At 68.7% G+C, this 26,045-nt stretch carries 25 protein-coding genes; 15 read left to right on the forward strand and 10 right to left on the reverse strand.

Going from position 1 to position 26,045, the window contains the following annotated elements; all coding sequences use genetic code 11:
• Window positions 1–80 precede the first annotated feature (80 nt).
• The 5 genes from murA to ABLE43_RS16680 all read right to left on the reverse strand — a co-directional run bounded on the left by murA (window position 81) and on the right by ABLE43_RS16680 (window position 5,205).
• Window positions 81–1,364, reverse strand: a complete 1,284-nt coding sequence (gene murA, locus ABLE43_RS16660; protein WP_348979508.1) for a UDP-N-acetylglucosamine 1-carboxyvinyltransferase — start codon at window positions 1,362–1,364, stop codon at window positions 81–83.
• A gap of 193 nt (window positions 1,365–1,557) precedes the next feature.
• Window positions 1,558–2,055, reverse strand: a complete 498-nt coding sequence (locus ABLE43_RS16665) for a hypothetical protein (RefSeq protein ID WP_348979509.1) — start codon at window positions 2,053–2,055, stop codon at window positions 1,558–1,560.
• Between the two features lie 4 nt (window positions 2,056–2,059).
• Entirely contained in the window at window positions 2,060–2,386 is a 327-nt protein-coding gene (gene clpS, locus ABLE43_RS16670) for an ATP-dependent Clp protease adapter ClpS (RefSeq protein WP_348979510.1), read from the reverse strand.
• A 154-nt stretch (window positions 2,387–2,540) separates the two neighbouring features.
• On the reverse strand, window positions 2,541–3,365 hold the full coding sequence (locus tag ABLE43_RS16675; protein WP_348979511.1) for a phasin family protein: 825 nt from the start codon (window positions 3,363–3,365) through the stop codon (window positions 2,541–2,543).
• 106 nt (window positions 3,366–3,471) lie between these two features.
• The gene (locus ABLE43_RS16680; RefSeq protein WP_348979512.1) at window positions 3,472–5,205 is read right to left on the reverse strand and encodes a PHA/PHB synthase family protein; all 1,734 of its coding nucleotides are present in this window, start codon (window positions 5,203–5,205) and stop codon (window positions 3,472–3,474) included.
• Window positions 5,206–5,280: 75 nt separating this feature from the next.
• Between ABLE43_RS16680 and ABLE43_RS16685 the strand changes: the two genes are divergently transcribed.
• The 3 genes from ABLE43_RS16685 to ABLE43_RS16695 all read left to right on the forward strand — a co-directional run bounded on the left by ABLE43_RS16685 (window position 5,281) and on the right by ABLE43_RS16695 (window position 7,652).
• Window positions 5,281–6,489, forward strand: coding sequence for an LL-diaminopimelate aminotransferase (locus ABLE43_RS16685; RefSeq protein ID WP_348979513.1), 1,209 nt, complete (start codon window positions 5,281–5,283; stop codon window positions 6,487–6,489).
• A 160-nt stretch (window positions 6,490–6,649) separates the two neighbouring features.
• Window positions 6,650–7,048, forward strand: a complete 399-nt coding sequence (locus ABLE43_RS16690; protein WP_348979514.1) for an MAPEG family protein — start codon at window positions 6,650–6,652, stop codon at window positions 7,046–7,048.
• Between the two features lie 112 nt (window positions 7,049–7,160).
• Window positions 7,161–7,652 (forward strand): DUF4142 domain-containing protein, encoded by a 492-nt coding sequence (locus ABLE43_RS16695; protein WP_348979515.1) that lies wholly within the window; start codon window positions 7,161–7,163, stop codon window positions 7,650–7,652.
• A gap of 36 nt (window positions 7,653–7,688) precedes the next feature.
• On the opposite strand, the gene ABLE43_RS16700 is transcribed toward ABLE43_RS16695, so the two are convergent.
• Window positions 7,689–8,159, reverse strand: coding sequence for a winged helix-turn-helix transcriptional regulator (locus ABLE43_RS16700; protein ID WP_348979516.1), 471 nt, complete (start codon window positions 8,157–8,159; stop codon window positions 7,689–7,691).
• Between the two features lie 379 nt (window positions 8,160–8,538).
• Between ABLE43_RS16700 and ABLE43_RS16705 the strand changes: the two genes are divergently transcribed.
• The 6 genes from ABLE43_RS16705 to ABLE43_RS16730 all read left to right on the forward strand — a co-directional run bounded on the left by ABLE43_RS16705 (window position 8,539) and on the right by ABLE43_RS16730 (window position 16,520).
• Entirely contained in the window at window positions 8,539–8,838 is a 300-nt protein-coding gene (locus ABLE43_RS16705; RefSeq protein ID WP_348979517.1) for a CC_3452 family protein, read from the forward strand.
• A gap of 60 nt (window positions 8,839–8,898) precedes the next feature.
• Complete coding sequence (locus tag ABLE43_RS16710) at window positions 8,899–10,989, forward strand: RelA/SpoT family protein (protein ID WP_348979518.1); 2,091 nt, start codon at window positions 8,899–8,901, stop codon at window positions 10,987–10,989.
• Between the two features lie 185 nt (window positions 10,990–11,174).
• Window positions 11,175–13,004, forward strand: coding sequence for a cobaltochelatase subunit CobT (gene cobT / locus ABLE43_RS16715; RefSeq protein ID WP_348979519.1), 1,830 nt, complete (start codon window positions 11,175–11,177; stop codon window positions 13,002–13,004).
• Window positions 13,001–13,297 carry a ribbon-helix-helix domain-containing protein gene (locus ABLE43_RS16720; RefSeq protein ID WP_348979520.1) on the forward strand — a complete coding sequence of 99 codons (297 nt, stop codon included), beginning with the start codon at window positions 13,001–13,003 and terminating at the stop codon, window positions 13,295–13,297. Before cobT ends, ABLE43_RS16720 begins: the two co-directional genes overlap by 4 nt.
• 54 nt (window positions 13,298–13,351) lie before the next feature.
• The gene (locus ABLE43_RS16725) at window positions 13,352–15,748 is read left to right on the forward strand and encodes a TonB-dependent receptor (protein ID WP_348979521.1); all 2,397 of its coding nucleotides are present in this window, start codon (window positions 13,352–13,354) and stop codon (window positions 15,746–15,748) included.
• Between the two features lie 88 nt (window positions 15,749–15,836).
• Entirely contained in the window at window positions 15,837–16,520 is a 684-nt protein-coding gene (locus ABLE43_RS16730) for a Fe2+-dependent dioxygenase (protein WP_348979522.1), read from the forward strand.
• A gap of 236 nt (window positions 16,521–16,756) precedes the next feature.
• On the opposite strand, the gene ABLE43_RS16735 is transcribed toward ABLE43_RS16730, so the two are convergent.
• Window positions 16,757–17,776, reverse strand: a complete 1,020-nt coding sequence (locus tag ABLE43_RS16735; protein ID WP_348979523.1) for a glycosyltransferase family 2 protein — start codon at window positions 17,774–17,776, stop codon at window positions 16,757–16,759.
• 285 nt (window positions 17,777–18,061) lie between these two features.
• Here ABLE43_RS16735 and ABLE43_RS16740 point away from each other — a divergent pair, with 285 nt between their 5' ends.
• Both ABLE43_RS16740 and ABLE43_RS16745 read left to right on the forward strand, forming a co-directional pair.
• Complete coding sequence (locus ABLE43_RS16740) at window positions 18,062–18,421, forward strand: hypothetical protein (protein WP_348979524.1); 360 nt, start codon at window positions 18,062–18,064, stop codon at window positions 18,419–18,421.
• 283 nt (window positions 18,422–18,704) lie between these two features.
• The gene (locus tag ABLE43_RS16745) at window positions 18,705–18,923 is read left to right on the forward strand and encodes a hypothetical protein (protein ID WP_348979525.1); all 219 of its coding nucleotides are present in this window, start codon (window positions 18,705–18,707) and stop codon (window positions 18,921–18,923) included.
• 216 nt (window positions 18,924–19,139) lie between these two features.
• On the opposite strand, the gene queG is transcribed toward ABLE43_RS16745, so the two are convergent.
• Complete coding sequence (gene queG, locus ABLE43_RS16750; RefSeq protein WP_348979526.1) at window positions 19,140–20,216, reverse strand: tRNA epoxyqueuosine(34) reductase QueG; 1,077 nt, start codon at window positions 20,214–20,216, stop codon at window positions 19,140–19,142.
• A 53-nt stretch (window positions 20,217–20,269) separates the two neighbouring features.
• Here queG and ABLE43_RS16755 point away from each other — a divergent pair, with 53 nt between their 5' ends.
• The 3 genes from ABLE43_RS16755 to ABLE43_RS16765 all read left to right on the forward strand — a co-directional run bounded on the left by ABLE43_RS16755 (window position 20,270) and on the right by ABLE43_RS16765 (window position 22,915).
• On the forward strand, window positions 20,270–21,208 hold the full coding sequence (locus ABLE43_RS16755; RefSeq protein ID WP_348979527.1) for an ABC transporter ATP-binding protein: 939 nt from the start codon (window positions 20,270–20,272) through the stop codon (window positions 21,206–21,208).
• Window positions 21,205–22,437 (forward strand): ABC transporter permease, encoded by a 1,233-nt coding sequence (locus ABLE43_RS16760; protein WP_348979528.1) that lies wholly within the window; start codon window positions 21,205–21,207, stop codon window positions 22,435–22,437. Before ABLE43_RS16755 ends, ABLE43_RS16760 begins: the two co-directional genes overlap by 4 nt.
• A 235-nt stretch (window positions 22,438–22,672) precedes the next feature.
• Window positions 22,673–22,915, forward strand: coding sequence for a hypothetical protein (locus ABLE43_RS16765; RefSeq protein WP_348979529.1), 243 nt, complete (start codon window positions 22,673–22,675; stop codon window positions 22,913–22,915).
• Window positions 22,916–23,002: 87 nt separating this feature from the next.
• On the opposite strand, the gene ABLE43_RS16770 is transcribed toward ABLE43_RS16765, so the two are convergent.
• Entirely contained in the window at window positions 23,003–23,728 is a 726-nt protein-coding gene (locus ABLE43_RS16770) for a class I SAM-dependent methyltransferase (RefSeq protein WP_348979530.1), read from the reverse strand.
• Window position 23,729: 1 nt separating this feature from the next.
• On the reverse strand, window positions 23,730–24,158 hold the full coding sequence (locus tag ABLE43_RS16775) for a GtrA family protein (RefSeq protein WP_348979531.1): 429 nt from the start codon (window positions 24,156–24,158) through the stop codon (window positions 23,730–23,732).
• Window positions 24,159–24,241: 83 nt separating this feature from the next.
• On the opposite strand from ABLE43_RS16775, the gene ABLE43_RS16780 reads away from it, so the two are divergent.
• Window positions 24,242–26,020: an AcrB/AcrD/AcrF family protein gene (locus ABLE43_RS16780; RefSeq protein WP_348979532.1), complete on the forward strand. Its 1,779-nt coding sequence runs from the start codon at window positions 24,242–24,244 to the stop codon at window positions 26,018–26,020.
• Window positions 26,021–26,045 lie beyond the last annotated feature (25 nt).

A 26,045-nucleotide genomic window follows, 5' to 3' on the forward strand; every position in this document is an offset into this window, starting at 1 on the left:
TCCGAATCGATACGAAGGCAAAATGGTGCGCATCGACGATGTGGCACGCAAGGCCGAAACCATCCGTTCCGGACCTGCTTCTATCCGTCGCCGAGCCGCTCGATATCCGCACCCACCGCCTGGAGCTTCTCCTCCAGCCGTTCATAGCCGCGATCGAGGTGGTAGACGCGGCTGACCGACGTCTCGCCATCGGCTGCCAGCCCGGCGATGATAAGGCTCATCGACGCGCGCAGGTCGGTGGCCATCACCGGCGCGCCGACCAGCGCCGCCGGGCCCTTCACCACCGCCGATCGCCCGGTGACGGTGATGTCTGCGCCCATCCGCGCCAGTTCGGGGACGTGCATGTAGCGGTTCTCGAAGATCGTCTCGGTCAGCACGCTCGCGCCGTTGGCGGCGGTCAGCAGCGCCATGAACTGCGCCTGCATGTCGGTGGCGAAGCCGGGATAGGGCGCGGTCGAGAGGTTGACCGGGCGGATGTCGCCGCCCGCCTCGACGAACAGCGAGGAAGCCGTCTCGCGCACCGCCACCCCCGCCTCGACCAGCGCGTCGATCGTCGCGCGCATGTCGGAGGGGACGACATTGGCCAGTTCGACCGATCCGCCGGTGATCGCGGCGGCGCAGGCATAGCTGCCCGCCTCGATCCGGTCGGGCATCACCGCATAGGTGGCGCCATGCAGCCGGTCGCGCCCCTCGATGGTCAGCGTGTCGCTGCCGATGCCGTCGATCGACGCGCCCATCGCGACGAGGCAGCGGCACAGGTCGACGATCTCCGGTTCGCGCGCGGCGTTTTCGAGGACGCTGGTGCCCCTGGCCAGCACCGCGGCCATCACCGCATTCTCGGTGGCGCCGACCGACACGACCGGGAAGCGATAGCGCCCGCCCGACAGGCGCCCGCCCGGTGCCGTCGCCTTCACATAGCCCGCCGCCAGCTCGATCTCGGCGCCCAGCGCCTCCAGTGCCTTCAGATGCAGGTCGATCGGGCGGTTGCCGATCGCGCAGCCGCCGGGGAGCGAGACGGTCGCTTCCCCTGCCCGCGCCACCAGCGGCCCGAGCACGAGGATCGAGGCGCGCATCTTGCGCACGATGTCGTACGGCGCGACCGTCGAGGTGAGGCGCTGCCCGCGCATCGTCATCACCCGGCCGAACTCGCTGGGGTGCGATCCCTCGATCATCGTCGATACGCCGAACTGGTTGAGCAGATGCCCGAAGCTGTCGACGTCGGCGAGGCGCGGCAGGTTGCGCAGCGTCAGCGGCTCCTCGGTCAGCAGCGCGCAGGGCAGCAGCGTGAGCGCGGCGTTCTTGGCCCCGGAAATGACGATGCGGCCCGACAGGCGATTGCCGCCGCGAATGACGATACGATCCATGGGAGAGCTTCTACTGTGTCGTAACACACACGCAAGGGGCGAGCGCATCCTCCCCAGCACGGGGAGGGGGACCGTCGCCGAAGGCGATGGTGGAGGGGCGTCTCCGCGTAGGCTGCCGTTCCGTATGCGGCCCGCCCCCTCCACCAGCCTGCGGCTGGTCCCCCTCCCCGTGCCGGGGAGGATTTGAGGACAGTCAGCGGCGCGGCGGCGTGATCCGGCGCAGCAGCAGGAACGGTGCGAAGTTCGGCTGCTCGATCGCCAGCGTGACCCCGCGGCCTTGTGTCGAGCAGGTCAGGACATGGTCGCCGCCATCGCCGCACCGCCACGGCATCCGGTCGATCTGCGCAGCAGTGTCGCCCTTCACCACATGCTCCAGCACGGAATAGCGCCCGGTTCGCGCGGCCCAGTCCGCGAAACAGGCGTCGTCGCCGCGCACCCGCCAGCTCTCCGCCAGATAGCCGTTCCGACGCACGTCGCGCAGCCGGGTGATCTCGTCGCAGCGCGGCAGCCCGAATTCGCGGCGCAGCGCATCGGCGGCGTGCCGGTCGACCGACGCTTCCGGCTCGGGCGAGCGCACGACGGCGCGCGGGGCCGCGCGTTCGCTGCGCTGCGCCATGGGTCCGGCGGGGGCGGGCGGTTCGGCGGAACAACCCGCGATCAGCAGCGCGCAGCAGGGCAGCGCGCCGCGCATCACCTCACGCCTTTTCCAGCGTGCATTGCAGGGGGTGCTGGTTCTGGCGGGCGAAGTCCATCACCTGCGTCACCTTCGTCTCCGCCACCTCATAGGTGAAGACGCCGCACACCCCCACGCCGCGCTGGTGGACGTGGAGCATGACCCGCGTCGCCTCCTCCATCGTCATGCGGAAGAAGCGTTGCAGGACGAGGACGACGAACTCCATCGGGGTATAGTCGTCGTTCAGCATCAGCACGCGGTACGGCGTCGGCTTCTTGACGCGCGCCTGGGTCGCCACGCCGATGCCGGTCGTGCGGTCGTCGTCCTGGTCGCGGTCGTCGCCGGCCATCTGGAAATCGTGCTGTCGAGACATGTCGCACGGAAATATGGCATCCCGCCCGGTCGGGGCAAGGGGGTGCGCGGTGTTTCGCGCCACAAACGAAAGGGGCGGCCCGCATGGCAGGCCGCCCCTTCGCTTCCCATCGACGATGCGCGGAGGTCGCTTACGCGGCGACCTTCAGCTTGTCGGCGGCGACCGCGACGCGGTTGCTGATCGGCTGCGCGGCGTCGCCCGCCAGCTTGATCATCATCTCGGTGGTCTTCGACGCTTCGGCGACGAACGAGTCGAACGACTGGCGCACGAAGTCCGACTGGAGCTTCACGAACTCGGTCGGCGACTTCACCGACGCCAGCGTCTTGGCGGTCGAGGTCGCATGCTCGAACGACTTGCGGCCGTACTCGGCCATTTCCTGACCCAGCGCTTCCAGACCCTTGGCGGCGATGCGGCTCGCCTCGACCATCGCTTCGACGTTGCCCTTGGCCATATCGTTCATTTCCTCGAATCCCTTCGCGCTCTTTTCCATCGCGGCCTTCGCCTTCTCGTTGAACTCGGCCGTCATCGCCTGCGCCTTGGCGGTCGCGTCCTGCGCGAAACCCTGCATCTTGTCGGCGGCGGTCTGGGCGGTGGCGGTCGCTTCGTTGGTGACGTCCATGGTCTTTTCCTCGACTTGGGCGGCGACGGTGTCGACCGCTGCGGTTGCTTCCTGCGCCATGTCGTGCGCGGCGTCGGCAACGGCCGCTACGGCCGGTTCCGCGCTGTCCGCCGCATCGGCGATGGCTGCTTCGATCTTTTCTTCCAGTTCGACCGGAGCGGGCGCGGGTTCGGCGACGAAGGGCACGGGCGGCACCGCCGCCTCGACCGTTTCGTCCACCTTGCCCGCGGGATCCGGCGCAGCAGCGCCGACCGGGGCGGTCGCACGGGCGACCGGCGGTTTGGAACGGGAATTGGCAGGCTTGCGCGTGCCGGTCTTTGGACCGCGGCTGGCCACTAGACATCCTCCATCTGTTGCTGCTGCAATGCAGCATCTACGCATTCGGCGTTGCAGTTTCAAGACGCTTTATTGTGCATTGCAGCATATTTTTATGTGAACGTTATCAACGGGTTCGTACATAGTCGCCGGGCGCATCGGCCAGCGCGGGCATCGCGCCCCCGCCGGGAATGCGCGCGCCGTCCGCCGGAACCTCCTCGCCGTCCGCCGCGCGGATCCATGCGCGCCAGTCGGGCCACCAGCTCCCCCTGGTTTCCTTCGCCCCCGCGACGAACGCGGCCAGCGATTCGGCGGGATGGTCGTTGGTCCAATACTGGTATTTCTGCGCCGAGGGCGGATTGACCACGCCCGCGATATGCCCCGATCCGGCCAGCACGAAGCGCAGCGGGCCGGTGAAATGGTCGGTGATCTTCCACACGCTTTCGGGGGGCGCGATATGATCCTCGCGCCCCGCCTGGACATAGGCCGGGGTCTGGACGACCGACAGGTCGATCGGCGTTCCGTCGACCACCATCGATCCCGCCTGCGCCAGCCGGTTGTCGCGGTACAGGTCGGTCAGATAGCCCAGATGCCACTGCGCGGGCAAGTTGGTGACGTCCGCGTTCCAGTGGAGCAGGTCGAACGGGGTATAGTCGTTGCCCAGCAGATAGTTGTTGGTGACATAGTTCCAGATCAGGTCGCGCCCGCGCAGCAGGTTGAACGTGGCGGCCATGTAGCGTCCGTCGAGATAGCCCTCCTGCCCGATCTGGCGGATCAGGTTCAGCTGGTCGTCGTCGACGAACAGCGACAGCTCGCCCGCATCGGCGAAATCGACCTGCGCGGTGAAGAAGGTGGCGGTGGCGACCTTGGCCGCCTCCCCCCGCGCCGCCAGCAGCGCCAGCGTCGCGGCGAGCGTGGTGCCCGCCACGCAATAGCCGATGGTGTGCACCGATTCGACGCCCAGCACCTCGCGCACCGTGTCGATCGCGTCGATCTGCCCGCGCACGACATAATCGTCCCACGTCACGTCCTTCATCGACGCATCCGCCGATCGCCACGAGACGACGAACACCGACAATCCCTGCTCCACCGCCCAGCGGATGAAGCTCTTCTCGGGCGTCAGGTCGAGGATGTAGAAACGGTTGATCCACGGCGGAAAGATCAGCAGCGGAACCGCGCCCACCTTCTCCGTCGTCGGCGCATAGTGGATCAGTTCGTAGAGCGGGGTGCGCTTGATGACCTTGCCCGGCGTGGTGGCGACGTTGCGGCCCAGCTCGAACGCGCTGGTGTCGCTCTGCGTCATCTGCCCCCTGGCGATGTCGGAGAGCATGTTCTGCAACCCCTTGACCAGATTCTCGCCGCGCGTCTCGACGATCTTCTCCATCACCAGCGGGTTGGTGATCGGGAAGTTGGTCGGGCTCATCGCATCGATCAGCCCGCGCGTCGCGAAGCGCAGCTGCTCCTTCTGCTTGGGCTCGACATTCTCGATCGCGTCCACGCCCTTCAGCATATGGTCGGCGATCAGATAATAGCTCTGGCGGATGAAGGCATAGAGCGGATCGTCGTGCCATTGCTTCGCCTTGAACCGGCGGTCGCGCGCCTGTTCGGGCGATTCGGGCGCGGGAACGCTGCCCTCGGCGCTCAGGAAGCGTTGCCACAGCTTCATCGTGTCCGCCCAGAAATCGGCCTGCACCCGCAGCACGCCGGTCGGATCGGCGACCGGCAGCGGCGGCGTCCGCTCGATCAGGTCGATGCCGTGTTCGAGCATCAGCTGCTGCGCGCGCCCGAGCGTCTGCGTCCAGTGCTGCAACTCTTCCAGCGACATGGGTGCGACAGGCGGCGATTGCGTCTCGTCGGTCATTTTCCTCTCCTCGGGGCACGCGGGCCTACCCGTTAGTTGCTTCCTAGCGTAAGGGCGATGACGAAAGGAACGAGAATGTCCGACGAATTCTACCGCATGAAACGCCTGCCCCCCTATGTCATCGCCGAGGTCAATGCGATGCGGGCAGCGGCGCGTGCCGGTGGCGAGGACATCATCGACCTGGGCATGGGCAACCCCGACCTGCCCCCGCCCGACCATGTGATCGAAAAGCTGGTCGAGGTGGCGAGGAAGCCCTCGGCGCACGGCTATTCGCAGTCGCGCGGCATTCCGGGGCTGCGCAAGGCACAGGCGAACTATTATGGCCGTCGCTTCGGGGTCGACATCGATCCCGACAGCGAGGTGGTGGTGACGATGGGGTCGAAGGAGGGGCTGGCCAGCCTCGCCACCGCGATCACCGCGCCGGGCGACGTGATCCTCGCGCCGAACCCCAGCTATCCGATCCACATGTTCGGCTTCATCATCGCGGGGGCGACGATCCGCGCGGTGCCGACCACGCCCGACGAAGCCTATTTCGAGGCGCTCGAAAGGGCGATGGCGTTCACCGTGCCCAAGCCCAGCGTGCTGGTGATGGGCTATCCGTCGAACCCCACCGCCGAGGTGGTCGACCTCGCCTTCTACGAACGGGTGGTCGCCTTCGCGAAGGAACATGGCCTGTGGGTCATCTCCGACCTCGCCTATAGCGAGCTGTATTACGACGGCTGCCCCACCCCCTCGATCCTCCAGGTCAAGGGCGCGAAGGATGTCGCGATCGAGTTCACCTCGCTGTCCAAGACCTATTCGATGGCGGGCTGGCGCATGGGCTTCGGCGTCGGCAACAAGCAGTTGATCGCGGCGATGACGCGGGTGAAGTCGTACCTCGATTACGGCGCGTTCACCCCGATCCAGGCGGCGGCCTGCGCGGCGCTGAACGGCCCGCAGGATATCGTCGCGAAGAACCGCCAGCTCTATCACAAGCGCCGCGACGTGCTGGTCGAGAGTTTCGGGCGCGCCGGATGGGATATCCCCTCCCCCCGCGCGTCGATGTTCGCCTGGGCCCCGCTGCCGCCCGCGCTCGCGCATCTGGGGTCGCTGGAATTCGCCAAGCAGTTGCTGACCGAGGCCAAGGTCGCGGTGGCGCCGGGCGTCGGCTATGGCGAGAACGGCGAGGGCTATGTCCGCATCGCCATGGTCGAGAACGAACAGCGGCTGCGACAGGCGGCGCGCAACGTGAAGAAGTATCTCCAGTCGATGGGGGTCAACACGCCGGGGCGCAGCGTGGGATAGGGGCGATCGGCGTTCGATGATTATTCTGGATTTTCGTCATTCCCGCGCAGGCGGGAGCGACGAAGATCGCGCCGGGTGGCCAAGTTGCCTGCAGCGATAGCATGGCAGCGGAACCCCGCCCCAACGTTCCGCATTCCCCTGCCGCCAAGGAAGCCCCGCCATGAGCGACCTGCCGACCGAACTGCTGGTACTCGCGTGGTCGACCGCGCTGCTGGTCGCGGCGATCCTGTTGCAGGGGCAGTTGGCCACCCGCGAACTGGGGCTGGACTGGAACGCCGGGCCGCGCGACGGCGACCGTCATCCGCGGGGCGCGCTGGCCGGACGGGCGCAGCGCGCGCTCGACAATCTCAAGGAAACCTATCCGGCGTTCGTGGCGCTCGCGCTGGCGCTGGCGGTCAGCGGGCGCACCGGCGGGCTGGGTGCTGCGGGTGCGCTGCTGTGGATCGCCGCGCGCGTCGTCTATCACCCGCTCTACCTGCTGGGCGTGCCCTATCTGCGCAGCCTCGCATGGGTCGCATCGATGGTCGGGCTGCTGCTGATGTTCGTCCGGCTGGTGTAGCAGCGCGCGAAAAATCGTCCTGATCCAAATCAGTTAGCACGGATTTCGTCGCTTCCTTTGCCGCAACCGCGCGTTGGGCGGTCGTTCCGCAGATATGCGAAGCGAGCAGGAGATGACGATGCCCCGCCTGATGATGATCGCCGCCGCCGTCGGCATGGTTGCCGCCGCCCCGCTGGTCGCGCAGACCACCGACGCCGCCACCTATGTCGCCAAGGCGGGGGCAAGCGACCTGTACGAAAAGACGTCGAGCCAGCTCGTGCTGCAATCGAGCAAGGACGCCAGGGTCCGCGACTTCGCGACGATGATGATCCGCGATCACGCCAAGAGCACCGCCGACGTGAAGCGCGCCGCCGCGCAGTCGAACGTCCGCGTCCCCGCGCCGAAGCTGGAGCCGATGCAGGCGCAGATGGTCGCCGAACTGCGCCGCGCCACGGGCGCCGACCGCGACCGGCTGTACGTGCAGCAGCAGCAGACCGCGCATCAGCAGGCGCTGGCGCTGCACGGCGGCTTCGCGCAGGGCGGCACCGCCGCACCGCTGAAGGCCGTCGCCGCCGCGACCGCGCCGGTGGTGCAGCATCATATCGAGATGCTCCGGGCGATGTGACCGGGCTGGACCGGCGCGGGGCGACACCCGCGCCGGTCAGTGCGCCAGCGCCTCGTCCTCGCCCGCCCAGTCGAGGTCGCCCTTCCCCAGCGCGCGCCCGTCGTGGGACAGCACCGCCACCGCGCGGACCGGCCGGCGATCGCGCGTGTCGACCAGTCGCGGCGTCGCCGGCACGCCGGTCTCCCACCGCTCGCCCCATTGGCGGAGCGCGACCATCGTCGGCAGCAGCGCATGGCCCTTGTCGGTCAGGCGATATTCGATCTTGCGCCGGTCCTCGGCCACGGCGCATCGTTCGAGGATGCCGTGCCCGACCAGCCGCCCCAGCCGGTTGGCAAGGATGTTGCGCGCGATGCCCAGCTCGCTCTGGAACTCCTCGAAATGCTGCAGGCCGTTGAACGCCGCGCGCAGGATCAGGAACGACCAGCGTTCCCCCATCACTTCCAGCGCGGCGGGCAGGCTGCACCGGCCGGCCAGCAGGCGCAGCGGTTCTCGCAAGGGGATCGTCATCGACTTGATCTAGCGCAAGATCGGGTCGCGGGGAAACCCGTGGGAATCGAGATTCGAGGGTCGCTTCCGCTGCCTGACAGGCATTCCTCCGGCAAAGTCCTTTTCCGTAACCCCGCGCAGGCGGGGGTCCAGGCGCCACGGACGCAAGCCGTTGTTGTGCTTGGCTCTGGACCTCCGCCTGCGCGGGGGTACGGCAGGATCCAAAGGTTGACCTCAGACTTTCGCAGGGAAATCCTTGCAAGGGAGGGGAGGCATTCCGCCGCTGTTTCAACGGAATGTCGATTGGTCAGGCGATTACCTTGCAACGCAGCATACGTACCCGATTGCAACTTACATCAATGTACATTAAGTGCGCGCCCTCAACCATTGGAGCGTGCCGATGAAGACCCCCGCCCTGCTCGCCGCCGCCGCCCTGCTGCTTGCCCCCGCCGCCATGGCGCAGGGCGCACGCGGCTATAGCGCGACCCCCGCCGCCGCCCCGTCGGTCGACAGCCTCATCACGCGCAGCACCCTGTGGACGTGCGGCGGCACCGCCTGCACCACGGCGCGTACCGAAGGCAGCCCGATGGCGACGTGCCAGCTGGTGCGCGCGAAGCTCGGCCCGCTCACCGGCTTCGCCGCCAACGGCAGCGCCTTTGCCGCCGACCGGCTCGAAAAGTGCAACGGCAAGGCGGACTGATCGTACCGGGCGGGGCGAAAACGGTTGCCAAGCGCGCCTGCCTCGCCCCATCTTCAACCCATGCTGCGCCAGTATGAATTGGTCGAGCGGGTCAAGGCCTATGATCCCGATGCGGACGAGGCCCTGCTGAACCGCGCCTATGTCTTCTCGATGCACGCCCATGGCAGCCAGAAGCGCGCCTCGGGCGACCCCTATTTCAGCCATCCGATCGAGGTGGCAGGCATATTGACCGACCTGCATCTCGACGACGAGACGATCGCCACCGCGATCCTCCACGACACCGTCGAGGATACGGTGGCGACGCACGAGGAGATCGAGGCGAAGTTCGGCGCGAACGTCGCCCGGCTGGTGGAGGGCGTGACCAAGCTCAGCAAGATCGAGGCGCAGACCGAGAACGAGCGCGCCGCCGAGAACCTGCGCAAGTTCCTGCTGGCGATGTCGGACGACATCCGCGTGCTGCTGGTGAAGCTGGCCGACCGGCTGCACAACATGCGCACGCTGCACCACATCGCCAAGCCCGAGAAGCGCAAGCGCATCGCGCGCGAGACGATGGACATCTATGCCCCGCTGGCCGAGCGGATCGGCATGTACGAGTTCATGAACGAGATGCAGACGCTGGCATTTCGCGAGATCGAACCCGAGGCATATGAATCGATCACCCGCCGCCTCGCGCAGCTGGAGGAAGGCGGCGGCGACCGCGTCGCCAAGATCGGCGGCGACCTGAAGGCGATGCTCGACCGCCACGGCATCGCGGCGGAGGTGTCGGGACGGCGCAAGCATCCCTATTCGATCTGGCGCAAGATGTCGGAGCGGCACGTCACGCTCGAACAACTCTCGGACATCATCGCCTTTCGCGCGATCGTCGACACCGAGGAGGAATGCTACCGCGCGCTCGGCATCATCCACCGGCGCTGGCCGATGGTGCCGGGGCGGTTCAAGGACTATATCTCGACGCCCAAGCGCAACGGCTACCGCTCGCTCCACACCAGCGTGATCCATGCCGAGAACATGCGGATCGAGGTGCAGATCCGCACGCGCGAGATGCACGCGCAGGCCGAATTCGGCCTCGCCGCGCACTGGGCCTACAAGCAGGATGCGGTGCGCCCCGACACGCAGGTGCGCTGGATCCGCGACCTCGTCGAGATCCTCGACAATGCCGAAAGCCCGGAGGAGCTGCTCGAACACACCCGCATGGCGATGTATGCCGACCGCATCTTCGCCTTTACCCCCAAGGGCGAGCTGCACCAGCTGCCCAAGGGCGCGACGCCGATCGACTTCGCCTATGCGGTGCACACCGATCTGGGCGACCAGGCGGTGGGGGCGAAGGTCAACGGCGGGGTGGTGCCGCTGCGTACCGAACTGAAGAACGGCGACCAGGTACAGATATTGCGCTCCAAGGCGCAGCGGCCGCAGGCGAACTGGCTGAACTTCGCGATCACCGGCAAGGCGCGCGCCGCGATCCGCCGCTACATCCGCCAGCGCGAGCGCGAGGAGACGGTGGCGCTGGGTACCAAGCTGTACCACGAACTGGTCGCGCGCCTGCCCGTACCCGCGGGCAGCGACGCGCTGGACGAGGCGCTGAAGCGGCTCAAGATCGCCGATGCGGCGACGCTGTTCGAGGGGCTGGCGCGCGGCAAGCTGACCGAGGAAGCGGTGATGGAGGCGGTGATGCCCGGCGCCGTCGCCGATCCCAGGGCCGAACCGATCCCCGCCCAGCGCGCGCCGATCGAGATCAAGGGGCTGACCGCAGGCGTCGGCTATGACCTCGCCACCTGCTGTCATCCGGTGCCCGGCGACCGCATCATCGGCGTGCGCAGCGACGACGGCCGGTTCGAGGTGCACGACATCGCCTGTTCGCGCGTCGAGGCGATCGATCCGCACCACTGGATCGACCTGACCTGGGGCAACAATGCCGAAGGGGCGACCGCGCGGATCGCGGTGACGCTGAAGAACGAACCCGGCGCGCTGGGCGTGGTGGCGACGGTGATCGGCGGGCACAAGGCGAACATCCTCGGCCTCCGGCTCGACAACCGCGACACCACCTTCCACACCAACACCATCGACGTGGAGGTGCGCGACGCCGCGCATCTGATGAAGCTGCTCGCGGGCCTGCGCGCGGCGGACGCCGTGAACGCAGCCGAACGGGTCTGAAGCTCCTCCCCGGCACGGGGAGGGGGACCATGCGCAGCATGGTGGAGGGGGGCATCCGCATACGGAACGCCTGCGTGCGCGGCGATCCCCCTCCACCATCCGCTGCGCGGACGGTCCCCCTCCCCGCAAGCGGGGAGGAGCTTGCCCCCTTGCCCTCGGCACCGCCAATCCCCAAAGCATCCCCCATGGCACAGGACTCCCCCCTCGACCGGTTCCGCGACGTCTTGCGCGGTACGTCCCGCGCGATCGCGAACGAGCCGGAGGTCGAGCTGGGCTTCACCGCCGACGCGCCGGTCGCCTCGGGCAAGCATATCAAGGTGCCGATGCCCGCCCGCGCCCTTCCCGCCGATCAGGTGGCCGAGGCGCGCGGTCTCGCCGACGGGTTCGCGCTCAGGATGCGCCACCATGATGCCGCGATCCACGCCCGCGCCGCGCCCGGCGACGCGGTGGCGCGGGCGGTGTTCGATGCGGTCGAACAGGCGCGGGTCGATGCGCTGGGATCGGCGGGCTATGCCGGGATCGCCGACAACCTCGACCATGCGCTCGCCTTGCGCATGCGCTCCGACCCGATCACGCGGGCGCGCACCCGCGCCGAGGTGCCGCTGTCGACCGCGGTGCAGCTGCTGGTGCGCGAACGGCTGACCGGGCGGCTGCCCCCGGCGGCGGCGGCGCCGGGCATGGCGCTTATCACCGACTGGATCGAGGCGCGCGCGGGCAAGCAGCTCGATGCGCTCGCCCCGCTCATCGCCGACCAGCAGGCGTTCGGGCGCAGCATCACCCGCCTGCTCGAGGACCTCGAACTGGTCGAGGGCGAGGTAGAGCCGGAGGAAGCCGACGACGGCGGCGACGACGCCGAGGGCGAGGACGACCAGACCCCCGACGACGACGGCAACGACGACGGCGAGCAGCAGGGCGGCGAAGGCCAGGTCGAGGCCCGCGGCGAGGATCGCAGCGACGATTCCGCCGAAGGCCCCTCCGACGATGCGCAGGACGACCGCGAGATCGACGGCGACGACATGGCCGACGGCGAGGACGAGGGCGGCATGATGCCGGTGCGCCCCAACCGCGCGCCCCCCGACCTGAACGCCCAGTTCGACTATCGCGCCTACACCACCCGTTTCGACGAGGTGATCGCCGCCACCGAGCTGTGCGACGCCGACGAACTGGAGCGGCTGCGCGCCTATCTCGACCAGCAGCTGGTGCAGTTGCAGGGGGTGGTGACGAAGCTCGCCAACCGGCTGCAACGCCGGTTGATGGCGCAGCAGTCGCGATCGTGGGATTTCGATCAGGAGGAAGGGTTGCTCGACGCCGCGCGGCTGGCGCGGGTGGTCATCAATCCTGCGCAGTCGCTCAGCTACAAGATCGAGCGCGATACCGACTTCCGCGACACCGTCGTCACGCTGCTGATCGACAATTCGGGATCGATGCGCGGTCGCCCGATCGGCATCGCCGCGATCAGCGCCGACATCCTCGCCCGCACGCTCGAACGGGTGGGAGTGAAGGTCGAGATCCTCGGCTTCACCACCCGCGCGTGGAAGGGCGGGCAGAGCCGCGAGGCATGGCTGGCGCAGGGCCGCCCGCCGCATCCCGGCCGCCTCAACGACCTGCGCCACATCGTCTACAAACAGGCGGACGAGCCGTGGCGGCGCGCCAAGAAGTCGCTCGGGCTGATGATGCGCGAAGGGCTGCTGAAGGAGAATATCGACGGCGAGGCGCTGCTGTGGGCGCACAACCGCCTGATCGCCCGGCCCGAGGATCGCCGGGTGCTGATGGTCATCAGCGACGGCGCGCCGGTCGACGATTCGACCCTGTCGGTCAATTCGGGCAGCTATCTCGAACGGCACCTGCGGCAGGTGATCGCCTATATCGAGAACAAGTCGCCGGTCGAACTGGTCGCGATCGGCATCGGCCATGACGTGACCCGCTGGTATTCGCGCGCGGTCACGATCATGGACGCCGAACAGCTTGCCGGAACGATGATCGAGCAGCTGGCGGCGCTGTTCGACAGCGAATGAGGGTCGCCGCCCCGCCCGGCGGCTTTCGCGGGCCGGTCAAGCGGTCGATCACCATCGCCGGGCATCCGACCTCGATCAGCCTCGAACCCGGCTTCTGGGCGGCGCTGGAGGCGCAGGCGGCGGCACGCGCCCTGCCCCTGTCCGCGCTGGTCGCGGCGATCGACGCCGCGCGGATCGAGAGCGCCGATCCGCCCAATCTGGCCAGTGCGATCCGGTCGTGGCTGCTGGCGGCGGTCGCCGAACGGGCGATTCCCTCTCCCCTCCCCGACAAAGTTGAAACCCATTCGCATTAGCATTGACTCTGCGAACGCATCGCAATAGCGGGTCGGTAACGAAAGGGGATATTCGTGACCGATACCACCACCGCCGCGGGCGCCTCGCCCGCGTTCCTCGCCCTCGCCTGCGTCGGCTTCATCGCCTCCGCGCCCGCCCATGCCGACCCGCGCGACACCGCGCCCGCCGATCCGCAGACGATCGTGGTCGAGGGCCGGCGCGTCGAGACGCTCGAAAGCCCGAAGGCCACCGCCGCGCTGATCGACACGCCGCAGACGGTCACCGTCGTCTCCGATCAGGTGATCGCCAAGCAGAACCTCCAGACGCTGCGCGACATCCTCCAGACCGTGCCCGGCATCACCTTCGGCGCGGGCGAGGGCGGCGGCGGCTATGGCGATTCGATCAACCTGCGCGGCTTCTCGGCGGCGAACGACATCACCGTCGACGGTATCCGCGACAGCGCCCAGTACAGCCGCACCGATCCGTTCAACCTGCAACAGATCGAGGTCTATAACGGCGCCAACTCGGTCTTCAACGGATCGGGATCGGTCGGCGGCACGATCAACCTCGTCAGCAAGGCGCCGAACGCGGACGATCTGACGATCCTGCAAGGGTCGGTCGGCACCGACGCCTATTACCGCGGCGCGATCGACGCCAACCGCCGCGTGGCCGATACCGTCGCGGTGCGCCTGAACGCCGCCTATCACCATAACGACGTGCCGGGCCGCGACGTGGAGAAGTTCGAGCGCTGGGGCGTGGCCCCGTCGGTCACGATCGGCATCGGCACGCCGACCAGCCTGACGCTCAGCCTTGTCCACCAGCGCGACGACAATACGCCGCTCTACGGCCTGCCCTATTTCGACAACGGCGTGATCGGCGGCTTCCTGCCCAGTACCGACCGCAGCGATTACTACGGCTATCGCAACCTCGACCGGCAGGAACAGACCGTCGACCGCCTCACCGCCACCTTCGCCCATGCGGTCGATGCCCATGTCTCGGTGCGCAACCTCACCCGCTGGCAGCGCGTCGGCCAGTACACCGTGACCAGCGCGCCGCAGGGCGCCTTCTGCCTCGCCAGCGGTCGCCAGCCGGTGGCGACCAGCGCCACCAACCCGACCGGCCTCGCCTGTCCCGCAACGGTCACGCCCGGCAACTGGCTGCCGAGCGGCCCGCGCGGGCTGGTGCGCGACCAGGAGAACCAGCTGCTGGTCAACCAGACCGATCTCCGGCTGGAACACGGGGCCGGGGGCGGCATCCGCAACGTCGCCAACATCGGCATGAGCGCGATGGTCGAGGATTATGCGATCACCAGCGGCTCGCTGCTGCGCAATGCCGACGGTTCGGCGACGACGCCGCTGCCGCTGCTGGCGATCGTCAACCCCGACACGGCATACCGCGGCCCGGTCAACTACGTCACCACCGCCCGGTCGCGCGGCACCTCGCGGAACGTCGCGGTCTATGCGTTCGACACGCTCGAGCTGGGACGCTATTTCGAGCTGAACGGCGGCGTCCGCTGGGAGCATCAGCGCGCCGAGTTCCGCGCGCTGCCGCTCGTCGCCCTCGCCCCCGGCGTCACCCAGCCCGCCGCCGCGCTCCAGGCGTTGCAGGTCAACGATGAACGGCTGTTCTCCTACCGCGTCGGCGCGGTGTTCCACCCGGTCGAGGCGGTCAGCCTGTACGGCGCCTACGGCAACGCCCGCACCCCGTCCTCGGTCAGCGTGCGCGGCGGTTGCGTCAGCGTGTCGAACAACATCGTCACCGACACCTGCAACGTCGCGCCCGAAACCGCGAAGAACTACGAAGCCGGGGTCAAGGCCGGGCTGATGGACGGCAAGCTGGAACTGACCGCCGCGCTGTTCCGCAACGAACGCACCAACTACCGCGTCGCCTCGAACGACCCGCTGCTGCCGAGCGTGCAGGTGCTGGACGGCAAGAGCCGGGTGGACGGCGTGGCGCTGGGCGCGTCGGGCAGCATCCTGCCCGGCTGGACGATCTTCGCCAACTACACCTATCTCGACGGCAAGGTGCGCCAGTCGGTGTCCGACTTCTGCCTCGCCAATCCGGGCCGCACCGGCTGCGGCAACAGCGCGGCGAACCCCGATCCGCAGGCGGGCGCGCGCCTCGTCCAGACGCCGGAGCATTCGGGCAGCCTGTTCAGCACATGGCGGCTGCCGTTCGGACTGGAGCTGGGCTACGGCCTCACCTACCAGGGCAGCTTCACCACCTATGCGCCCAACCTCGCCAATGCGCGTGCGACCGAGGCGGACGACTATCTGATCCACCGCGCCTATCTCGGCTACACGATCGGTCAGGGGTGGAGCCTGCAACTCAACGTGCAGAACCTGACCGACGAACGCTATGTCGTGAACGTGCGCAACAACGTGAATGCCACGACCGGCGTCGTCACCGGCGGCTGGGCGATGCCCGGCGACCGGCGACAGGCGGTGCTGAGCGTGTTCAAGAGCTTCTGACCGGGCAGCCCCCGCCTCGCGTCAGACCCTGCCTGTTCCCGGTTCCCCGCCGGGGACAGGCCCTTTTCGTCCGGAAGGAGCCCTTCCCATGCTGATCGCAATTCCCGACGTGCTGGACGCCCGAGGCGTCGCCGACCTGCGCGCGCTGATCGACGGCGGCGACTGGGTGGACGGCAACGTCACCTCCGGCCCGCAATCGGCGCTGGCCAAGCGCAATGCGCAACTGGCCGAAGGATCGGCGGCGGCGCGCGAGGGCGGCGGGCGGGTGCTCGACGCATTGGGGCGCTGCCCGCCGTTCGTCGCGGCGGCGCTGCCCGCGAAGGTCTTTCCGCCGCTGTTCAACCGCTATGCCGGGGGGCAGGCGTTCGGCGCGCATGTCGACAATGCGGTGCGCATCCAGCGCGGCAGCGACTTCCGCATCCGTTCCGACCTGTCGGCGACGCTGTTCCTGTCCGACCCCGCCGACTATGACGGCGGCGAGCTGGTGATCGAGGACCTGTTCGGCATCCAGTCGGTCAAGCTGCCCGCCGGGCACATGGTCCTTTATCCCGCCTCGTCGCTCCACCGGGTCGAACCGGTGACGCGGGGGGCGCGGGTCGCGTCGTTCTTCTGGATCCAGTCGATGGTGCGCGGCGACGGCGAACGCCGCATCCTGTTCGACATGGACCGCGCGATCCAGCGGCTGGCCGGGCAACTGGGGCACGGCGACCGTTCGGTGATCGAACTGACCGGCGTGTACCACAACCTGCTGCGCCGCTGGGCGGAGGTTTGAATTTTCGGGTTTCCACGCGAAGGCGCGAAGACGCGAAGAAGTAGAAGGGATGGTTCGCGCAGAGACGCGGAAGCGCAAAGAGGTTGCGTCAGTGGATCGCTCCGCCGCGCCAGCGGCTGTATCTCCTGCGGCAATGATGGAGAGCGGCTGCGCCGCGAACACAGCGGCTCCGCGCCTCCGCGTCTCTGCGCGGCTAAAACCTTCTTCGTGCCTTCGCGCCTTCGCGTGAAAACCCCCTACTGCCCCACCTCGGGCAGCACCGGCGCCACCGTCACCTCGCCATGATCGCCCGCACGATACCCCAGGCTCGCGCGGCCCTTCACCGGCCCGGCGACATCGGCGACCAGATACAGCGGCCGCCGCTTCGATTCGACATACAGCCGCCCGAGATATTCGCCGATCATCCCCAGCACGAACATCTGCACCGCGCCGAGGAACACGACGACCAGCATCGTCGAGGTCCAGCCCTGCACCGCGCTCCCCGAAATCCAGCCCACGGCGATATAGGCGAACAGCAGCAGCGACAGCGCGGTCAGCACCAGCCCCAGATGGCTGGCGAGCCGGAGCGGCGCGGTGGAGAAACCCGTCACCGCGTCGAGTGCGAAGCGGATCATCTTGCCCAGCGGATATTTGCTCTCGCCCGCCAGCCGCTCGTCGCGGTCATAGGGGAAGGGCACCTGCCGGAAGCCGACCCACGCCACCATCCCGCGGATGAAGCGCGCCTGTTCGGGCAGCGACAGGAACGCATCCAGCGCGCGCCTGCTCATCAGCCGGAAATCGCCGGTGTCGAGCGGGATCGGCGTGTCCGTCACCCGGTCGAGCACGCGGTAGAACAGCGACGCGGTCAGCTTCTTGAAGAAGGTCTCGCCCTCGCGCTTGCGCCGGACGGCATACACCACGTCGGCCCCCTCGCCGTCCATCTTTGCCAGCATGTCGCCGATCAGCTCGGGCGGGTCCTGCAGGTCGGCGTCGATGATGAGGATGCGTTCGCCCGCGCACAGGTCCAGCCCGGCGGTCAGCGCCAGCTGGTGGCCGTGGTTGCGCGACAGGTTGATCGCCACCAGCCGCGGATCGGCGGCGGCGAGCCGCTCCATCACCGCCCAGCTCTGGTCGCGCGACCCGTCGTTGACCAGCACGATCTCGTGATCGTCGCCGACGACCGCGCGCACCGCCGCCGACACGCGCGCGTGCAGCACGTCGAGACAGGCGGCTTCGTTGTAACAGGGCACGACGACGGAGAGGGCGGGACGGATCATGGGAGGGTGCGTTACCCCATGCCGCAGCGCAGGAAAAGCCGGAGTCGATTGCGCGCCGCCCCCGCGCTCGGCCCGATCGACATTCCGTTCGCCGAAGCAGGAAAGCCGATCCGCTTTCCTGTCGTCCCTCCCGCGCAGGCGGGAGTCCATATGCGCCAGCGTCGCGAATCCGGTCGAAACGTCAGCGGTTATGGATTCCCGCCTGCGCGGGAATGACGAAAATCCACGCATATCGCTGAAGGTCGATCTGCGCTACGATGGCGCACCCCCGCCGAGGAACCGCCGATGCGTCTCGCCCTCCTGCTGCCCCTGATGCTGCTCGCCGCGCCCGCTCCGGCGCAGATCTGGGACGGGGGGCGCAGCGTCGAGACGCGGCCCCTCCGCCCGGTCGATCCCGCCGCCTTCCAGCGCGGCCGCGAGACGCGCCGCATCGACCGTTCGATCCGCGAGGGGGTGCGGCGCGGCGAACTCACCCGCCGCGAAGGGCGCGAACTGCGCGCACAGGCCCGCGCGATCGCGGGGTCGTCGTTCGGGGTCGCCAACGGGGTCGGCACGCAGCAGGACGGCGCGGTACTGAACCTGCGCGGGCTGGTCGACGCCCGCCGGGCGGAAGGACGCGCACGGGCGTCGCGCGCGAGCCGTTAGCGCGCTAGGCAAGAAAACCGCTCCATTTCCTTGTCGTCACTCCCGCGCAGGCGGGAGTCCATATGCGCCAGCGTCGCGAATCCGGTCGAAACGTCAGCGGTTATGGATTCCCGCCTGCGCGGGAATGACGAAAGTGCATGCGTATCGCTGAAGGTCGATCCGTCCCAGGCATGCCGCGCATCCGCTTGAACCCCGCCCGCAACGCGCGCATGGTCCTTGCCGTCGTGGTGCGCCGCGGCATCAACGCTACGTAGCTAGGATATCTAACCCGGAAGGAACCTGCATGGCGGGCAAGGCCATCTGCTTCATCACCTCCAGCCTCGAAGGCCGGGGTGCCTATGGCATCCGTGCCGACAACGACGAATCGGTCTATTATCCCGTCTCGGTCAGCGAGGCGCTGGAACTAGAGGAATTCGACGAGGTCGAGACGATCGTCATCAAGAACGACCGCGCCGAACCGGCATGGCGCGCGATCAAGGCGCGCCGGGTCAGCGACGGCTAGGGCCGATCGACACGCAGCAACCGGCTCGGTCCCTCTCCTCCCCCGACAAGAATTCTTCTGCGAAAGCCCTTTTCCGTACCCCCGCCTGCGCGGGGGTACGGCAGGATCAAGGGTTGGCCTTGGACTGTCGCACGGAAATCCCGACAAGGGCGGGGAGTTTCATCCCCGCTCCCGCTCGATGTCGACCGGTCCGGGAGCCGCCCCCCCCTGCCGTCCTCACGCCTCCGATCGCTGCGGCGCGGCGGACAGCGCGGCCATCGCCCACGCCGCCGCCTCCGCCACTACCGGGTCGGCATCGCCCAGCAGCGCCGCGACCGGCGCGACCAGCGCCGCATCGCCGCTGTTCCCCGCCGCGATCAGCGCGTTGCGCACCATGCGATTACGCCCGATGCGCTTGATCGGCGATCCGCGGAACACCTCGCGGAACGCCGCATCGTCCAGCGCCAGCAGGTCGGCGAGGCGGGGCGCGGCGAACTCCGCCCGCGCGGCGAAGGCGCGGTTCGCGGCGGCATGCGCGGCGAACTTGTTCCACGGGCACACCGCGAGACAATCGTCACAGCCATAGATGCGGTTGCCCAGGCGTTCGCGGAACTCGACCGGGATCGGCCCGGCATGCTCGATCGTCAGATAGGAGATGCAGCGCCTGGCATCGAGGCGATAGGGTGCAGGGAACGCATCGGTCGGGCACGCCCGCTGGCACGCATCGCACGATCCGCAACTGTCGCGCCCCGCCCGATCGGGCGTCAGGTCGAGCGTGGTATAGATCGCCCCGAGGAACAGCCAGCTGCCATGATCGCGGCTGACAAGGTTGGTATGCTTGCCCTGCCACCCCAGCCCCGCCGCCTCCGCCAGCGGTTTCTCCATCACCGGCGCGGTATCGACGAACACTTTCAGGTCGCATCCCGCACTCTGCGCCAGCCAGCGGCCCAGCGCCTTCAACGCCTTCTTGACCACATCGTGGTAATCGCCGCCCTGCGCATAGACCGAGATGCGCCCGCGATCCCCCACGCCTTCCAGCGCCAGCGGATCGACGGCGGGGGCATAGCTCATGCCGAGCGCGATCACGCTTTGCACCTCGCCCCACAGCCCCTTGGGCGAGCCGCGCTGTTGGCTGCGTTCCTCCATCCAGATCATCGATCCGTGCCGCCCCTCGTCCAGCCACTGGCGCAGCCGCTCGGCGGTGCGCGGCGCGGCATCGGCGCGCGCGATGCCGCAGGCGACGAAGCCCAGCTCCGCCGCCTTCGCGCGGATCGCATCGGCGATATCGCCGGGGGGGGCCTTGTGCTGGCGCATCACTCCCCGCTACCCTGTAATCGTCCGGTGCTGAAGTCCCGGCGACAGGGGGGATGGCGTTGGACGGCGATGCTTGGGCGCTCAGCGCCACCGGACTGGTCAAGCGGTTCGGCGACCGGCGCGTGGTCGACGGGATCGACCTGAACGTGCCGACCGGTGCGGTGTACGGCGTGCTCGGCCCCAATGGCGCGGGCAAGACGACGACGCTGCGCATGCTGCTCGGCATCATCGAACCCGACGAGGGGCATCGCAGCCTGCTCGGGTACGCCGCGCCCCGCGACGCATCCGACCGGGTCGGCTACCTCCCCGAGGAACGCGGCCTCTATCCCGGCATGAAGGCGCGCGAGGCGATCGCCTTCATGGGTGCGCTGCGCGGGCTGGACTGGTCGCAGGGGCGCAAGCGCGCGGGCGAGATGCTGGAGGCGGCAGGCCTCGGCCACGCCGCCGACAGCAAGATCCGCAAGCTGTCCAAGGGCATGGCGCAGTTCGTCCAGCTGCTCGGCAGCGTCGTCCATGCGCCCGAATTCCTCGTGCTCGACGAACCCTTCTCCGGCCTCGATCCGGTCAATCAGGAACGGCTGGAGGCGCTGATCCGTGCCGAGCGCGACCGGGGGGCGACGATCCTGTTCTCGACCCATGTCATGGCCCATGCCGAACGGCTGTGCGATCGCCTGTGCATCATCGCGGGCGGCAAGCGCCGGTTCGAGGGCACGGTGGACGATGCCCGCGCGATGCTGCCGATGAAGGCGCACTATGTGCCGCACCATCCCTCGCCCGCCATCGCCGCGCTGCTGCCCGCCGATGCGCAGCCGGTCGATGCGTCGCGCGGCGGCGGCTGGCGCTTCACCCTGCCGCCGGAGGGGATCGAGGGGATATTGGTGCGGCTGATCGACGCGGGGCACGGCATATCGGGGCTGTCGATCGAACGGCCGGGCCTGCACGATGCCTTCGTCCGCATCGTCGGCGAAGCGGCGGCGGAGCAGGCGGCATGAGCGGCGCGCGCAAGCTGGTCCGCCAGACGCTGACCATCGCAAGGCGGGATTTCACCGCCACGGTGATGACGCCGATGTTCCTGCTGTTCCTGCTCGCCCCGCTGCTGTTCGCCGGGTTCGGCGCGGTCGGCGGGCTGGGTGCCGCCACCGTGGGCAAGGGCGCGGCGGGCAAGGAGCGCATCTACGCCATCGCCGCCCCCGCCGACGCCGCGCGGCTGCGCGCCGCCGACGCGCGCATCCGCCCCGGCATCCCCGCGCGCGACCGTGCCTTTCCTCCGTTGGTGACGGTCGCCCCCGCCGCCGATCCGGCGGCGCAGGCGCGCGCGCTGCTGGCCGATCCGACGATCGACGTGCCCTCGGTCCTCTACGGCCCGCTCGATCGGCCGCAACTGGTGCATGCCAATGTCACCTCGACCACCGCCGATTATCTGGCGATGCTGGCGGAGGCGGCGACCCGCGACGTGCGCAGCGGGCTGGGCCCCACGAAGCTGTCGCGCCCGACCTTCACCCGCGTGGCGCGCAGCAGCACCTCGCTCGGCGGCAAGAATGCGGCGGGGTTCTTCGCGGTGGTCACGCTGTTCGTCGTCACGCTGATGCTTGCCGGACAGGCGGTCGGCACCATGGCGGAGGAACGCTCGAACAAGGTGATCGAGGTGCTCGCCGCCGCCGTGCCGCTCGAATCGGTGTTCCTCGGCAAGCTGATCGGCATGTTCGGGGTGGCGGTACTGTTCCTCGCCTTCTGGGTCACGGTCGGCGCGAACATCGGCGCGCTGTTGCCGCCGGAGATGGCGCAGGGGCTGGCGGGCATCGTTCCCGCGCTCGGCTTCCCCGCCTTCGCCGCGCTCTACATCGTCTATTTCACCATGGCCTATATGCTGCTGGGATCGGTGTTCCTGACGATCGGCGCGCAGGCATCCACGCCGCGCGAAATCCAGATGCTGTCGCTGCCCATCACCATCTTCCAGATGGCGATGTTCGGCTTCGCGCTGGCGGCGGTCAGCAATCCGGGCAGCTGGGTGGCGACCGCGGCACAGCTGTTCCCGTTCAGCTCGCCCTTCGCCATGGCGGCGCGCGCGGCGACCGACGGCGCGGTGTGGCCGCATCTGGCGGCGATCGCGTGGCAGCTGCTGTGGGTGACGCTGACGATCACGCTCGGCGCGCGGCTGTTCCGGCGCGGGGTGTTGCAGTCGGCGGGGCCGAAGTGGCGGTGGGGGCGGAAGCGTGGGTAGAGGGCGATCGTCGCCCCCCTTCTCGTCACTCCCGCGCAGGCGGGAGTCCATATGCGCTGCCGTCACGAACCGGTCAGGAAGCGTCGGCGGCTATGGATTCCCGCCTGCGCGGGAATGACGAAATACGGTGTAAGAACGGCTGATCCGGCAATCAGGCCGTGAACCCATAGAGCGGAATGCGATTGCCGCGTGGGCGGCAGGCTGACATCATCCGCAAATCGTGGAGGAATCGAGCTTGAAGCTGTTCGCCAAGGAAGAGCCCCAGACGCTGGCGGAAGGCCACTGGAGCGTCCAACCCATATGGGCTCGCTATCTTGCCGTGTTCGTAGGTGTCCCAGCGTGGATAGGTATCGCCTATGGCGTCTTGACTGGCGACATCCACAGCGCGTTGCACCGTGCGTGTGCAGTCGCGTTTGCCATGGTTGCCCTGATCCAACTCGGTTTCGTCTTCCGAGGTTATTGGCGCATGGACATCTGACATGGTTTCCACCACCAGCGCGATCCTGACTGAGCGGTGACATGAGCCGATGCGATACTGGTCTACGGCTTAGCGCGCCGGACGCCCCTACCCCCGCTCCACCAGCGTCACGATCGACAGCCCCGGCGGCAGCGGCACCCGCCCGACCAGATGGCGCTCCAGCCGGAAGATCGCCTCGAACGCCTTGTTGAGCGGCCCCGGCGGCGGCGAATCGTCGCTGTCGTCCTTCCCGGTCAGCTTGCCCGCGACCCGCGCGGCCACCGCCGCCGGGAACAGCAGCGAATTGAAGTAGCGCAGGCCGTTGTGGCGCAGCCCCGCATCCGCGATCGCCTTCGCCAGCGTGGCCTTGGAATAGCGCCGGTGGTGATGGTTCACCACGTCGTGCGCGCTCCACATCCACTGGTGTGCCGGGACCGTGACGAGGATCTTGCCGCCCGGCGCCAGCCGGTCGGCCATGCCGCGGAACGTCGCCACATCGTCCTCGATATGCTCGACCACGTCGAGCACGGCGATCATGTCGTACTTCGCGGTCACGCCGTCCAGCCCCGGCAGCGGCGCGGTGCCGACCGGCTTGCCCAGCCGTTCGCTGGCGATGGCGCGCGCCGCCGGATCGATCTCGATCGCGTCGACCGTCCCGAACGCGCCCAGCATCGGCAGGTTGTGCCCGGTGCCGCAGCCGATCTCGAGGATGCGCGCGCCCGGCTTCAGCCCGGCGTAGCGCTCGACATAATCGGCGAGGATCTCGCGCCGCGCGCGATACCACCAGTGCGTGGAATCATGCGCCGCCATGCGGTCATAGACGATGCGGTCCATCTTATCCGAATACCCATGTACGGTTGAGCGCGAAGGTGGCGAAGGGGGTGACGAGCATCGCGGGCACCAGCGGCACCCATTCGGCCAGCCCCATCCAGTCGGCCAGCACCAGCGTGAACAGCGCGTTCAGCACCATGCCGAACCCCTGCACCACCATGAACTTGACCGGCTGCACCGCGCCCGCATCGCGGCTCCCATGCCCCTGAAAGCTCCAGCGGCCATGCGCGAAGAAGCCGAAGGCGGCGGCGACGAGGAAGGCGGGCGGCACCGCGAGGAACGCGCGGCCAGCGGGCAGCACCCAATAGACCAGCGGCAGATACACCGCCGAATAGATGCCGGTCGAGAGCAGCCCGACGATGCCGAAGCGCACGAGCTGCCCCAGCACGCCGCTGTCCCGCAATCGTTCGATCCGTCCGGTCACCGCGTCCACGTCTTGCCCTTTGCGCGCCGTGCGATACAGCGCGACGCTTGGACATGCGCCGTAGAATGGTCCGCGTGCCGGGGGAAGCGATTTTGAACGACCGAGCCACGCTGCCACAGGGTCTGGAGCGCCACTGGCTGCGCTGGGCGCTGCTCGCCTGGGCCGTGCTTGCCGCGTACTTCCTGTGGAACCGCTGGAACGCGGTGCACTGGCTGGCGCTGTCGGACACCGACGACAACATGCGGTTGATGCAGGTCCGCGCGTGGCTGAACGGGCAGGCGTGGTACGACCTGCGCCAATACCGGCTGAACCCGCCCGGCGGCCTCGACATCCACTGGTCGCGGATCGTCGACCTGCCGATCGCCGCGCTGATCCTGCTGCTGAAACCCTTTGCGGGCACGGCATGGGCGGAGCGGCTGGCGGTGGGCATCGCGCCGCTGCTGCCGATGGGGGTGGCGATGGTCGCGCTGGCGGTGACGGTGCGGCGGCTGGTCGCGCCGATGGCATGGCCGTTGGCGGTGATCTTCCTGCTCGGCTGTTCGTCGACGCTGCTGATGTTCATGCCCGAGCGGATCGACCATCACGGCTGGCAGCTCGCCTGCCTTGCGTGGACCGTTGCGGGGCTGGCCGATCCGAAGCGCGCGCGCGGCGGGCTTGCGGTCGCGCTGTCGTCGGCGGTGTCGCTCAACATCGGGCTGGAACTGCTGCCCTATTGCGGCATGGCCGGGGCGATCGTCGCGCTGCGCTGGGTGTGGGACCGCGCCGAGTCGCGGCGGCTGGCGGTCTATGGCGCGGTGCTGGCCGGGGGCAATGCGGGCGGGTTCGTCGCCTTCGCCTCCAACGCCAATTACGCGATGCGCTGCGACGCGCTGACCCCGGTATGGCTGTCGGCGGTGGTCGCGGGCGGGGCGTTGCTGGTGCTGCTGGCATGGGCCAATCCCCGCGCGTTGTGGCTGCGGCTGGTGCTGGCGCTGGTGGCGGGCGGCGCGCTGGCGGCGACCTTCGCCACGCTCTTCCCCAACTGCCTCCACCGGCCCGAAGGCGTGTCGGACGAACTGACGCGCATCTGGCTGAACAACGTGCGCGAGGCCAAGCCGCTATATGCCATGCCGTGGCGCACGATCCTGCCGATCGTGACCGGGCCGCTCGTCGGGCTGGTCGGCGCGCTCTATGCGACATGGCGGGCACGGCGGTCGGCGGCGGTCGTCGGCTGGGCGGCGGTCGCGCTGTTCACCGCCTTTGCGGTCGCCATGCTGTTCTGGCAGATCCGCTCCGGCCCCGCCGCGCAGTTGCTGGCGGTGCCCGGCACGGTGGCGCTGGCATGGATCGTGGTGCCGTGGTTGCTGACGCACCGCAGCCCGCTGGTGCGCGTCGGCGGCACGGTGGCGGCGTTCCTGCTGCTCTCCAGCACCGCCGTCAGCCTGATCGTGCAGCGATTCCGGATCGACCCGCCCGATGCGCGGACGAAGCTGGTGCTGCGCGCCGGCGCCCGCTGCGCCAGCCTGCCCGCGTTGCAGGCGCTCGACCGCCTGCCGCCCGCCGTCATGTTCACCCATGTCGATCTGGGGCCGCGGCTGATCGTCGCGACGCATCACGACGGCATCACCGGGCCGTATCACCGCAACGGCGACGCGATCCTCGACGTGCATCATGCGTTCCAGGGCGATCCGGCGCTGTTCCGCCGGATCGCGCAGCGCCACGGCGCGACCTATCTGCTCACCTGCCCCAACATGGCGGAGACGACCAACTATCGCGCGCGGTCGCCGGACGGCTTCTACGGACGGCTGGCGAAGGGCGAGCGGTTCGACTGGCTGACCCCGGTGCCGTTGCCGAAGGGATCGCCGCTGCGGCTGTGGCGGATCGCCTATTGATCGGACGCCCCGCCCTGACAGGGCG

It is taken from the genome of Sphingomonas silueang, assembly GCF_040049155.1.
Taxonomy (GTDB): Bacteria; Pseudomonadota; Alphaproteobacteria; order Sphingomonadales; family Sphingomonadaceae; genus Sphingomonas; species Sphingomonas silueang.